13 protein-coding genes are annotated in these 12,723 nt (G+C 52.0%); 12 read left to right on the forward strand and 1 reads right to left on the reverse strand.

Annotated elements, in window-relative coordinates:
- Positions 1–160 precede the first annotated feature (160 nt).
- The 4 genes from F1002_RS18895 to F1002_RS18910 all read left to right on the forward strand — a co-directional run bounded on the left by F1002_RS18895 (position 161) and on the right by F1002_RS18910 (position 5,134).
- Entirely contained in the window at positions 161–1,648 is a 1,488-nt protein-coding gene (locus F1002_RS18895) for a YfjI family protein (RefSeq protein WP_150430598.1), read from the forward strand.
- A gap of 576 nt (positions 1,649–2,224) precedes the next feature.
- Positions 2,225–3,406 carry an inovirus-type Gp2 protein gene (locus F1002_RS18900; protein ID WP_191090471.1) on the forward strand — a complete coding sequence of 394 codons (1,182 nt, stop codon included), beginning with the start codon at positions 2,225–2,227 and terminating at the stop codon, positions 3,404–3,406.
- Positions 3,407–3,438: 32 nt separating this feature from the next.
- Positions 3,439–4,014 (forward strand): hypothetical protein, encoded by a 576-nt coding sequence (locus F1002_RS18905; protein ID WP_150430600.1) that lies wholly within the window; start codon positions 3,439–3,441, stop codon positions 4,012–4,014.
- 481 nt (positions 4,015–4,495) lie between these two features.
- Positions 4,496–5,134: a hypothetical protein gene (locus tag F1002_RS18910; protein ID WP_150430601.1), complete on the forward strand. Its 639-nt coding sequence runs from the start codon at positions 4,496–4,498 to the stop codon at positions 5,132–5,134.
- Between the two features lie 284 nt (positions 5,135–5,418).
- Here the strand turns inward: F1002_RS18910 and F1002_RS18915 are convergent, their stop codons facing one another.
- Positions 5,419–5,967 carry a glycine zipper 2TM domain-containing protein gene (locus tag F1002_RS18915; RefSeq protein WP_150430602.1) on the reverse strand — a complete coding sequence of 183 codons (549 nt, stop codon included), beginning with the start codon at positions 5,965–5,967 and terminating at the stop codon, positions 5,419–5,421.
- 829 nt (positions 5,968–6,796) lie between these two features.
- On the opposite strand from F1002_RS18915, the gene F1002_RS18920 reads away from it, so the two are divergent.
- The 8 genes from F1002_RS18920 to F1002_RS18955 all read left to right on the forward strand — a co-directional run bounded on the left by F1002_RS18920 (position 6,797) and on the right by F1002_RS18955 (position 12,602).
- On the forward strand, positions 6,797–8,056 hold the full coding sequence (locus tag F1002_RS18920) for a 2Fe-2S iron-sulfur cluster-binding protein (RefSeq protein ID WP_150430603.1): 1,260 nt from the start codon (positions 6,797–6,799) through the stop codon (positions 8,054–8,056).
- On the forward strand, positions 8,056–8,643 hold the full coding sequence (locus tag F1002_RS18925) for a hypothetical protein (RefSeq protein ID WP_150430604.1): 588 nt from the start codon (positions 8,056–8,058) through the stop codon (positions 8,641–8,643). The genes F1002_RS18920 and F1002_RS18925 overlap by 1 nt, the downstream gene beginning before the upstream one ends.
- A gap of 74 nt (positions 8,644–8,717) precedes the next feature.
- On the forward strand, positions 8,718–9,362 hold the full coding sequence (locus tag F1002_RS21535; protein ID WP_223879684.1) for a cytochrome c3 family protein: 645 nt from the start codon (positions 8,718–8,720) through the stop codon (positions 9,360–9,362).
- Complete coding sequence (locus F1002_RS18935; protein WP_370452199.1) at positions 9,349–10,269, forward strand: cation diffusion facilitator family transporter; 921 nt, start codon at positions 9,349–9,351, stop codon at positions 10,267–10,269. The genes F1002_RS21535 and F1002_RS18935 overlap by 14 nt, the downstream gene beginning before the upstream one ends.
- Before the next feature lie 269 nt (positions 10,270–10,538).
- Positions 10,539–11,126, forward strand: a complete 588-nt coding sequence (locus F1002_RS18940) for an RNA polymerase sigma factor (RefSeq protein ID WP_223879681.1) — start codon at positions 10,539–10,541, stop codon at positions 11,124–11,126.
- Positions 11,119–11,592, forward strand: coding sequence for an anti-sigma factor (locus F1002_RS18945; RefSeq protein ID WP_150430606.1), 474 nt, complete (start codon positions 11,119–11,121; stop codon positions 11,590–11,592). The genes F1002_RS18940 and F1002_RS18945 overlap by 8 nt, the downstream gene beginning before the upstream one ends.
- Positions 11,589–12,032, forward strand: coding sequence for a periplasmic heavy metal sensor (locus tag F1002_RS18950; protein ID WP_150430607.1), 444 nt, complete (start codon positions 11,589–11,591; stop codon positions 12,030–12,032). The genes F1002_RS18945 and F1002_RS18950 overlap by 4 nt, the downstream gene beginning before the upstream one ends.
- A 90-nt stretch (positions 12,033–12,122) precedes the next feature.
- Complete coding sequence (locus F1002_RS18955; RefSeq protein ID WP_223879682.1) at positions 12,123–12,602, forward strand: hypothetical protein; 480 nt, start codon at positions 12,123–12,125, stop codon at positions 12,600–12,602.
- Positions 12,603–12,723 lie beyond the last annotated feature (121 nt).

Raw genomic sequence — 12,723 nt, forward strand, 5'->3', positions numbered from 1 at the left:
CGTTACGCAACCACGAGAAAGGAGAATAAACACCACGCTTACTCAGTCCAGCCTGAAAGTGAGGCCAGGGGCCCCGACTCACTTTTTGGTTACTCACGACCGAAGGCGCTACCGATCGCACGGTATAGCCACGCACACCTATCTCATCTAAGGGCACCACATGTTTACCCAATTTCCACCACCTTTCCCAACACGCGCCGCACCTGAAATCATTCGTGACGCGATGGTTGAGGCCGCACAAGTCACTCAAGCACCAGAAGGACTCGTCGGAAGTTCCACCATCGGCGCAGTTTCATTAGCGTGCCAAAACTCCATCAACGTTCAACGCCTTGAAGGTCTTACTGGCCCCTGCAGTCTGGCGCTACTTACTATCGCCGAGTCAGGAGAACGCAAATCTGCAGTCGACAATTTAGTCACTAAGGCCATCAAAGCATTCGATGCAGAACAAGCAGAACGCGTAAAAAAAAACGCCATTCAATACAAAGCCCGTCGCGCGACTTGGGATATCGAATTAAAACTCGCGTCTTCTGCAATCGAAAAGGCTATTAAAAAAGGGCAAGACCCTTCTGACTTGACTCAACTGCTTGAGGATGTCTATCGCCGCATGCCAAGCGAACCGGCATGCCGAAAAATGCTTTATGACGACGCATCCCCGGCCGGTTTCAAATTCGACTTGCGTCATGAATTCAGTTCTGTCGGATTTTTCTCTGCAGAAGCAAAGTCCGTCATTCATGCAGGGATGATGAAAGAGTTATCCCTGCATAACAAACTCTGGGGTGGGGAAACAATCCATGTCACACGTCGATCCACGCAAAGCTTCGAGGTCAACGATGCTCGAATGACCACCTCGCTGATGTTTCAACCCAAAATCTTCGAAAATACATTCGGTGAAGGCAAATCTGAAGCCCGACAAATTGGCTATTTTGCTCGAACGTTGGTCACACAACCTTTCTCAACGCAAGGCAACCGACTCATCATCGTACCGATTTCACCGTCTGTACGACTAGAACGATTTAACGCGCGGATTTCCGAACTCCTCCACCAGGATTTGTCGGCGATTGAAGCAGGCACACACGAGCGCAAGCTTCTGAAGTTTTCTTGCGAAGCGCAGCAGCGTTGGCAATCCGCATACAACTGCGTCGAGCTGTCCCTGGGCGCTGGCGGCTATCTCTCGGACATCAAGGACTTTGGTTCGAAGTTTGCTGAAAACGTTGCGCGGATGGCAGCTCTATTTCACCGATTCGAAGGATATGAGGGTGATGAAATATCGCTTGAGACTCTGAATCGGGCTGGCACTATTTGTGAGTGGTACCTAGGTGAGTTCAAACGTCTGTTTTCCCCACCACCTCCACCCCCCTTGCTACCACAAGACCAGATTGACGCAATGGTCCTCGAAAAATATCTGCTTGAGCAATATATCAAGACGCGTTTAGCTTGGGTCGAAAAGTCCAAATTGTTGAGATGCTCCACTATTTCGATTCGCCAGGTAGCCCGGCTAGAACCCGCAATTCGGAACCTGATTTGCCGCAATCTCTTGAGCAACGTTACCGAACCTCCCCCGCGTGGAAGAAAACCCAAAGTCGTGTATGCCCTGAACGTCCCCTACTTCGAGAATGCCGCACGGCAACTTGGCTCGTCGAGTTATTAACCTTGTCCATCTCCGCTTCCGAGCAATGTGTATGCTCGGAAGCACCACCAATGCGAACCATAGATTTTGCGAATTTCGCAAAATCTATGGTTCGCAGCACCACCAGACTGCAACAATTTACATTCGGAGTAAGGCCCTCTGACCAATCAAGCAATCTGATCTTTCACTCTTCCGGACATTGAGCAGCTTTTTCTCTGGCACGACTTTTCGAGAGGTGTCTGCGCCCCTCAGCTGCCTTGTAGACCGCATTTTTGTCACGCTTGCCTACGGCGACGACTAACACGATCAATCGACCATCCAGGACTTCATAGACAAGCCGGGGCGATTCACCCTGCATGTGTTCTCGATATTTTTTTACCGCAAACACAGATAACTATGAGGTACGGCTAGACATAAAAACAATCAGCATAACGGGAAGATCGATCTTGACCATCGATTGCTTCCCGCTTGTTTCGATCACCTCGTATTTAGGCACGCGTTTCCTATTAGATTAATTAATCAATACTTATTTATATATTTACCATGACAATTAACAATCAACCTATCCCTACTCCTGCCGATCCGATCAATCCCATCATGAGTGCCATCGACACTCATAACATGGAGTCATTACCAACTGTAACCAAGCAGCCTTCCGTATCTGCCTATCAATCAATCCGTGAACCTCTCTGGGATATTCATGAGTTTGTTCGTCTGGTTTTGAACAAGGAATCTCCTGGCTTTCAAATCTTCATAAAAAAGAATGGAGATAAGCGTATTGAGCCGCTTTCCCTAGGTAAGCGGTTCTATCCCCTGATTAACAACTTCATGGCACGCATTCCTGAAGCTAGTGATCCTGCAGGGTTTGTCGGTCTGTTCCGTGACTGCTGCATCGAGTTGAAGCTGTATTACAATCCGTTTGGTAAGGCAGGTGATTACCATCGTCCTGCTGCTGACAGAAAGGATATGAACGGTGCTGAGCTGTTCAATACCCTGTTGGAATTGATTCGTAAGCGTGCTCAACGCGATAAGCGTTCCAAGAACTACCTGAACTTTGCTGAAGACTACGATCTCAACGAATTGAAGAGCGTCGTTTCCTACTTCGATGATCTGTTCATGGATTACTCGAAGATACTGGTGGTGCGTGTCGATCTTGGCTATCTGGCCGATGAAGCAGACAAGATCAGCTTTGAACGTGCCCATGGTGACATTCAGCGTTTCATCAACTATCGGCAGTGGCAGGCCTGTTTTAAGCACAGCATCGGCTACGTGATCGGACGTGAACGGGGTACGAGCTCAACCACCGAGAACGGAGGCAACGGACGAGGCTATCACTTCCACTGTTTCATTCTGTTCGATGGGCAGAAGGTCAAGAATGACGTCGAACTGGCTAAGCAAATCATCGACTACTGGCAGAACCGAATCGTCAATTCGTCGCGTACTCCGGCAGATGAGCAGACCAAGATTTGGTACTTCAACTGTAACCACAAGGCACGAACTGCAGGATATCGGTATGACGGCATCGGCATGGTGCAGCACTCGGATGAGTTGAAGCGCTGGCACTTGATTTCTGCGTTGATCTACCTGACGAAGCATTCTCAGGCCTTGGGTGATGACGTACCACCAGGAACCAGAGCACTGACGAAGGGGCAACACCAGCCTCGTGCCGTTGAAACACGAGGACGTCGTCGGCAAGTCATGATCCAGGGAGAAAAGGTCTCCATCCAACGGAAACATCATTCATCTGGTGATTCTTTACAGCCAGGCCACATGCTTTGAAGAACACACCACCTTTGACTTTGGAGACCGACATGAATACACCTTTTTCCCCGATCGCCAATCGCCACAACCCAAAAGCTGCCTACAGCAAGATCTATCAATGGGTACTCCGCTTTGGTTCGCCAACGATTCTTTCATCAAGTTGCGAAAACCCAATCCTGATGAACTATCAGAGCTTGGCGCAGAGCAATTGCTGGGTAACGATTAACTACGACCGTGTATTTGACTCGTTCTTTCTGAGCGCATCAAACGGGATTGCGACACCAGCCGCCAAGTTGTCGGAGATTACGCAGTTCCTGGATGCTGCAATGGTTCGCCGTTTGCCACAACTGGAGCTCGATCCTTCAGACAATGCGCTCTGGACGATGGTACAGATCGAGCTGACAGATACTGAGTTGCAGGAAACGGAGATTGAGACAGCGTTCAATCGTATTTGTAAGGCGATTGACGACAGCGCAGTGCCGATCCTCTCGATTATTTACGGAGGACTTTCGGTAGAAGAGGCAATTGCTGCCTACGAGAAGACGCAGACGGTTTCGTTGACAGATTGGCGAGCTTCATTGGCACCGTGGGAGAGTCCAAGTATTGAACCAGTGATCTGCCACTGATTTCCGTGCTAAACAGGGGGGCATTGGCTGCCCTCCTTGTTCATTTGACAGTCCGAATATCGGCCAAAGCCGACCTTGCTTCAGCGCTAAGGATCAGACAGCAATGTGATGATTAGCTGCCACTCGGCAACTGATGGTGCTCAATGGAAACGTCGTTAGTAGCGTGGAGCGGTGTAGCCAGATCCGTGGTTCCGGTGAGTGAGTGCTTTCTGGTGCTATGTCGAATTTCTCCCCGGCTAAGAGCGAAGGAACGCTGCCAAATGAGTATGTAGGTATTTTTCTGCGCCATGTTGTATGGCAATTCTTGCCTGCACACCATTGCTCGGTATAATTTGCCCATCGCACAAGTCGATGCGAGCTGCCCATCTAGGCTCATCTGGTTCGCCGGAACGACATTTTTTTGTTTTGCAATCGTCTTCCCCATGGTTTTGCGGGTAGCGGCAATGGGCACTGCTTTTCCGCGTTACGACATGGAGAACGTATGCAAACCAACACCATCAGTGCCACCGCGTTAGAAAAGCTTAAGCGGCAGGCCAAGCAACACCGCGGCACTACCGGCTTACCACTCGCCGCATCCTTGGAGGCTGTCGCTCAACAAGCTGGCTACCTTAGCTGGAAGCAAGTCACCATGCTGGCCAGCATCCACAAAACGCGTCTCATGCCTACGTCGCATCGCCGGCGAAGCCATTGGGTAGCCGGCGGTAGCCCTAGACTGCACCAATGCAAAACGGTAGAGGAACTTTGCGACATGTTGGGTAGGGTTGAGCCGGTATTACTACGCAGCCATTGTGATGAATCCCGTCCTGGCGCTCGTTGTCTTTGCGAACTGGATCCCTTTGTTACGGCCAAACGCGCTAACGTGGATATCGACATCGGTGACAAAGATGACATCTGGAACTACCTTTACTTGCTGGATAGGCCTTATTCCGGTGTCAACATTGTCGATGTGCGTGTCAATTTGGGCCTTGGCTCCCATGGTTATTACCTAAACGAACAATTGTTGCTCAATAGCAATAATGACCGCAGCAATAGCCTCAACCCCAATAATGACGCCCATCGTCATGCGCTGAACAACCATGCGAACCAACTTAATCCCAACAACAAGCGCTTTGGATCCTGACGCCTAAAACTACTACCTGCTGGTATTGCTTAAACTAGAGTACGATTTAACAGAAAAGCCAAAGGTTCTTGAGAATCGGATCGAGCCATTCAGGTCGATCCGATTCGGCGATTCGTCGGGTGTGACATCACATCAAGCATTAGGCCAATCTCACCTTTGCCCGAAACCAACACTAGTATTCGGGTCCATAGGCGATGGCAGACCATTTGGTGATTTGCTTGTTTCAATCAGGCCAGCCATATTCTTCAGAATATTGTGTAAAGCAATGGAAACGGCGTTTTCAGCTAATTTGCTGCTGTAGGAGATTCAAGAAGCAGTTGTCCATCCTTGGTGGGAATCGTCTTGCCCGGGGCGTGATCTAGGCGAACCCGGCCTTCCTTTCCGTCAAGACGATAGGTCACATCGTAACCAACCAGTTTGTCGGAGGTCTCATAGACAGTTCGGCAGCGATGCTCAATTGCCGAGACCGTATCCCGGTCCTGCATGCCCTTCTGCACGGTATTGCCCGCATAGCCGCCAGCTGCTGCGCCAGCCACCGTCGCCAGAGTATTACCCTTACCCCGCCCGATCTGGTTGCCGACCACACCTCCGAGAATGCCGCCAATCACGGTGCCGGCAATTCGGTGCTCATCCTGAACTGGGGCTCGCCTCTGAACCTGGATATCCTGGCAATCCTTATGCGGAGTCTTAATCTTTTCCTTGATTTCCTCGACAGCCAAGACTTCGGCCGATTTTGGTTGATTCAGCATCTTGTAGCCGGTCACACCACTGGCACTGATCGCCACCATCGCGATCGAACCGATGACGACCCCTTTGATCATTGATTTATCCATCTTCATTTCTTTCGGACACTTGAGAAGCATTTTTGCGGCGATAACGCCAAAAAGCTGTAACCGCCCATAATTCAACGCAAAACAGATGCCAAGCCCGTGAACTGACGAAAAATCAGTTGGTTAGAAAAATCTGTGATGGCGAAAAATCACGGATATGTCGTTTCTTAGCGACAAATAAACGCCTGAAACCGGGATGTGTCTGTTACGACGCGATACTTCATGTCGCCACATAGCGACAGTTCAGAATCAGACAAAGGCTTGTACCGTACGGCCCCACGTCTCTGTCTGTCGGCTTATATTGAACGCCTCGATTGTCAGTCTTTAGGACCAATCCCTTCGACCACTTTTCCAATCTCTATGTGGTCGTCAAACTCTACGAACTCGACCACTGGATGCCGCCGCTCTGGGGTTACTCTGCGCTCGCCCTCTTCCGGAGGTCCAAGGTCCTTAACTCGCCGTTCGTGGCGCGATCGTTTGACGAGAAATTTTGTTTTGTGCATTGGCGATAGCAGAGAGGAATTGTTTTCTGTTCCTGCCCAATGTACTTGCTGAAGCTTAAGGCCCCCTGAAAGCCACTCAAATTCTTAGCGGCATCGTTCGGCTAAATGGTCTGTTGTCTCAGCCGGTAGAACAGCAAATTATGCATAGAGGGGCCGTCTAATTGAATACAGTCAATTTATTTGTGGGAATATTTCCCTCTTCATGGTTTGGCTATGTGTGTTTTTGCCTGAACTTGGTCTAACTCTTCTTCCTTAAGACTCAGCTAAGGTCACTACGCTAGACTGGCCAATCAATTTGGCATGTTGCCATTGAACCAATAGAGAGCAATATGACCTCAGCCATGCTCCTCCTGTGGATAGCCTTGGGCATTGTTGTTCAGCTGGCACTTTGGCTGGGCATTGTCTTCTGGCGCCACTGGCAGCGCTATATATCGTTGCAGGATCAGGCCAATGGCAAGAGTCCTGCAACTCTGTCCGATAGTTTGCAGACTGACACTGCTTCCGAGGGCTGGAAAGGATTCAGGACTTTCAAGGTTATTCAGAAAACCCTTGAAGATGGTAACGGAGCCATTTGCTCCTTCTATCTACGTCCAGAGGATCGGCAGTCACTTCCCGTATTCAAGCCAGGACAGTTTCTTACCTTCAAACTGGCCATCCCGACTCCAGGAGGCACGGCGGAAGAACTCATCCGTTGCTACTCCCTCTCGGATTCGCCTGCTCATGATACTTACAGGGTTTCGATAAAGCGCGTCCCAACGCCTAACGGCACCTCCCTACCTCCTGGCCGCTCATCCAATTTTTTCCACGACCATGTACACGTAGGCACATCATTGTCAGTTCGGGCTCCATCAGGACATTTTTATCTCAACCACGAAGCCTCTCCAGTTGTACTGATTGGCGGAGGAATCGGTATCACACCGATGTTGAGCATGCTCAACTGGATCGTGAATCACCAGCCTGAACGTGAAGTTTGGCTGTTTTACGGCGTGCGAAATAGCGCTGAAGTGATTATGAAGGCGCATCTTCTGGCGCTCGCAGCCCAACACCCGAATTTCAAGCTGCACATCTGCTTTAGCGCGCCGCTACCGGGTGACATGATGGCGCGCGATTTTCACCATAGGGGTCGTATTGATGTCGCGCTGTTAAGGACAGAGTTACCGCTGAAACCGTTCGATTTCTATATATGCGGTCCGACGCCGATGATGGAAAGCTTGGTCGATGCCCTTGAAGACTGGGGAGTTCCGGACTCACGAATTCATTTTGAAGCATTCGGACCTGCGTCGATAAAACGCAAATCATCCATCGAGCCGAAGGTTTCCGAGAGCTGTACCGAAACTGTGATGGTGACCTTCGCCAAATCTAACAAACAGTTCATTTGGGACGGCACGTCCAACAGCCTACTGGAGTTTGCAGAAAGCAACGGGGTAAAAGTTGAGTCGGGGTGTCGTGCTGGTGGCTGTGGTAGCTGCGAAACGCGAATTCAAAGTGGAGAGGTGAAGTTTTCACATTCGCCTGACTTCGATTCAGAGCCTGGTAACTGTCTGCTCTGCGTATGCATCCCTGTCACTGACGTCGTTCTGGAGGCCTGATGCCAATTTTTCCCTCCACCCTTTGGCGAGAGCACATCCTGCCCTTTGCTTTCCTGGTGTTGCTCCTTGGTGTTTTGACGCTTGCCGGAGATTACCTCTTGCACCGATTGAATCTGGTGTGGGTCGGACGATACTTGGGCATTCCTGGAACGATACTTATCATCGGATCCCTGATGTATTCACTACGTAAGCGGAAATACATCAAGACGGGGAATCCGAAGAGCTATCTGAATATGCATGAACTGGCTGCCTGGCTTGGGTCATTGCTAGTTCTGATTCATGCAGGCATTCACTTCAACGCCATTCTTCCTTGGCTGGCCACTGTGGCCATGGGTATCAATGTCATTAGCGGGTTGGTCGGCAAGATGCTGCTGCAACGCTCCCGCGAACACGTTCAGTCACAACGTGACAGCTACCAATTGCGCGGTCTATCTCGACCTGAAGTCGAGCAAGCAGTTTTTTGGGATTCAGTGACTTTTGATGCAATGACTCAGTGGCGCAAAGTTCATATCCCGATTTTTATCGTTTTCGCCGTGCTGAGTCTTGGTCACATCATTAGCGTATTTCTATTCTGGGGCTGGCAATGAATCGCATTGTCAAATGGGTGATCGCTACCAACCTGCTTGTCTTGGTAGTCCTAACGTTCGCCTATCCACATTTGATGGTTAGCCCCGGAAAGCTCATCGTTGGACATCGGCAATTAGAGACTGATTGCTTTGCCTGCCATGCAGGACTTCGAGGAGCCTCTTCGGAGCGCTGTACAACCTGTCACAAGTCAGATGATATCGGTCGGCTAGATACCAAAGGGCAACCCATTCAGAAGCCTTTGACCTCAACGGCATTTCATCAAAAGCTGACGAAACAAGATTGTGTGGCGTGTCATAGCGATCATGCTGGCGTGAAGCGCTTCAAGATACATGGACACTTCAGCCATGCGCTCTTGCAGGCCGCAACCCGTGAGCAGTGTCAAGAATGCCATAGACCGCCGGCTGATTCTTTACACAAGCAGATTACCGGTAATTGCGCTCAATGCCACAGCCAGGAAAGGTGGACACCGGCCACGTTCAATCACGACAAATTCTTCGTACTTGACCGCGACCACAGTGTTCAGTGTGTGACGTGCCATGTACGAAACGACTACAGCCAATACACCTGTTACGGTTGCCACGAACACACCCCTGAAAAGATTCGCCGAGAGCACATTGAAGAAGGTATTCGAGATTATAAAAACTGCGTTGAATGCCATCGAAGTGCGGATGAGCACGACATCCGAATGCCGGGAGGAAATCGCCGTGAAGATGACTAGCAGAGGCCCGATTGACCTGCGCCGATACGCCTTCATATCGATTGCGGCTGCGGTTGCGACCATTCTGCTCAAAGGGGTTGCATGGTGGCTGACCGGCTCCGTCGGTCTATTGTCGGATGCGATTGAGTCGTTCGTTAATTTGGCAGGTGCCTTGATGGCGCTATGGATGCTCTCCATTGCGATCATGCCAGCGGATGCGGAACACCCACATGGTCATGATAAGGCCGAATATTATTCGAGTGCCTTTGAAGGATTTCTAATTGTCGTTGCAGCGGCGAGCATCGGCTACACAGCAGTCGAGCGTCTAATACATCCACAGCCACTGGAAGCGGTCGGTATTGGCCTTTTGGTTTCGGTGCTTGCATCGATCATAAACTTTGGCGTTGCAAGAGTATTGCTTCGAGCGGGTACCGAGCATAAGTCGATCACTCTGGAGGCGGATGCGCATCACCTCATGACCGATGTTTGGACCTCTGTTGGCGTAATAGCCGGAGTGACGTTGGTTTGGCTCACAGGGCTGAACTGGCTGGACCCGGTTATTGCCCTTTTGGTTGCGGCCAACATTGTATGGACGGGCTGGCAACTTATGCGACGTTCTGCGTCTGGCTTGATGGATGTTGCACTACCAAAGTCGGAAATCGCTCAGATAGAACAAGTTCTCTCCACCTTTGATACAGAAGGGGTTTGCTTTCACGCGCTACGGACCCGCCAAGCCGGAAGGCGAGTATTTATCAGTTTGCACGTGTTAGTACCTGGCGATTGGTTAGTAAAAAGAGCCCATGATTTTTCTGAGGAGATTGAAGCGTCACTTTGCAGACAATTTCCGCACGCGCACGTCATGACACATCTCGAGCCAATCGATGATCCGTTATCCATGGCAGACGAAGCATTGGATAGACAAAGGTAAGTCTGCCAGCGGATCTGGGATGTATTTCCATTTATCTGCATTTGAATACGCCAAAGACGGCAAGCAGCAGTTCGACCACCACTACCAACGGTAGAGCGAAGGTATGGGCGGCGAAAGTCTGCTCGTGGCCGGCTACTGTCTGTTACTGATTCTCCTCAGCTAATGCTCGATGACCGTAATGGAAAAGCATGGAACATTTATTTCCGCCGGGCGTTTCATAAGCGACTCAATGCGAATTTCGTCATTGGAGCGACGAGGAAAAAACGGGGATGGACGACAAAACCGGAATAGACGATGCAGACATGGCGCAGGCCTTATCAGCCCGAGCTGGCGACCGGCGCGCGTTCGCAGGTCTGGTGCGCCGCCACCAGGACCGCATGTTCGGTTTCCTGTTGCGCATGCTTGGTACGCGTGACGAGGCAATGGACGTGACCCAGGATTCCTTCCTGAAGGCTTGGCGGGCGCTACCGGATTGGCGTCCTGAGGCGCGCTTCACTACCTGGCTGTTCCAAATAGCACGCAACGCGGCGCTCGACCTGCTGCGGCACCGGCTGCGTATTGAATTCGTATCGGTCGACGCCGATCCCGCCCACGACATGGTGGAAGATTACGCACCATCTCCGGAGAAACAATTTTCCGACCGGCAGCACATTGGCTTGCTTCAGCGCGCCGTTGATTCGCTCCCGGTCGATCAGCGCGAAATCCTCCTGCTCCGCGAACTGGAGGACATGAGCTACGCGGAGCTCGCCCTGATACTCGGTATCAACGAAGGAACGGTCAAGTCACGCCTTGCCCGAGCACGTGCTGCAGCCCTTACCAATTTCCGTCACTACGCCGGGGAGAGTCCTGATGACTGATCCACATGAAGTCCACGCTACTGACATCGACCTGTCGGCCTATCATGATGCAGAGCTTCCGGCTCCCAGTCGCCTCCGCATTGCTGCGCACATCGCTGCATGCCCGCTTTGCGCAAAGCGCCTCGCCGACTTTGCCGTCTTGTCTGCTGACGTCGCCCTGTTACCCAAAGAAAGCCTTGGCTTCGATCTCGCCAGTGTCATCGCGGGGCAGCTTCCTGCACCTGCCCGGTCGTCCCGGCGGACACCTGGGCCAGGCTGGCTTGGCCTGCTGCCTGCTGGAATCGGGGCCACGGTTTCAATCGCGCTGGGCATCGCCATGGGTGGGGTTCTATTCGGTGGTGGCGCCGCCCTGCCGCGAGAGACGGCGGCCATGAGCGTATTCGATTCGATCCCGCCAGGCGGACTCTGCCTCGGTCTGGATAGCTGCTACGCCGAATATTCCAACAAGACCGGAGTGGTCAAATGAAGCCCCGACTGCTACGAACCTTGCTCGCTTTTTCTGTGCTGATCAACGTCGGGGTGCTTGGTGCAGCCGCTTACCGGGGATTGAATACCGATGCCTTTCCGGGGTTGCCGCGCTACCTCGGGCTCGATGTCACGCAGACCCGTCACTGGCACGAGGCAGAGCGAAACTTTCTTGTCCAGCTCGCCGACGGTACGACGGCAATCGAGGCGCACCGCAGCCGGATGATCCGCGCCATTTTTGCCGAGTCCCCCGATCTTGCCCAGATTGATGCCGAACGCATCGCTATTGCGGCGCTGCAGGAGATTCAGCAAAAACGGGTGATCGAGCAACTGCTGAGGGAGCGCGCGTTACTTGATGCGGCACAACGCGAACGGCTCGCTGCATTACTGCTTGCTCAGCCGGCAGGCCCCTCAGGCGTCGAGCACCTTCACCGCGATTGACGGGAACATTTGCGCTCCCCGAACGTTGAATGGATGTGAGCAGCTCACGCTTGCTCGCCTCAACCTTCCTTCATCTGGAGAATCATGCTCATGAAACCCTATATCCTTGCCGCGCTGACTGTTCTTTCCCTTGCTGCCGCCAGCCCATCTTTGGCCGCGCGCGATGCACACCATCATGGCCACAGCCCGGTGTCGGCCAGCCTGCAACTCAACGCCGGCAAGAAATGGGAAACCGATGCGCCGCTACGCACAGCCATGGGGGAAATTCGTCAGTCGATGGCGTCCTCGCTGCATGCAATCCATGAAAACAAGATGTCGGCCAAGTCCTACGATGGGCTGGCGAAACAGGTGGAAGGCGCGGTTGGTCAGATCGTCGCCAGTTGTAAGCTGCCGCCAGCCGCCGATGCCCAACTGCACATCATTGTTGCAGACCTGCTGGCTGGTGCCGAGCAGATGGCCGGCAAGGTGAAAGAGGTCAAACGCGTGAACGGCGCAGTCAAGGTTATTGGCGCCCTCGATAACTACGGCAAGTATTTCGACGATGCAGGATTCCGGCCGATCGAGCACTGAGAATTGCGACGGCTTTAGGACAGAACGCACTGTCGGACCGCATTGAGGAAACCAAGGCGGGCGATTCTACGGTGCCACTTCAGATGAGCGATTGGAGGCATTTTCCAATCGCTCATCATGA

This window comes from Dechloromonas sp. CZR5, assembly GCF_008711155.1.
In the GTDB taxonomy this organism is placed as follows: Bacteria; Pseudomonadota; Gammaproteobacteria; order Burkholderiales; family Rhodocyclaceae; genus Azonexus.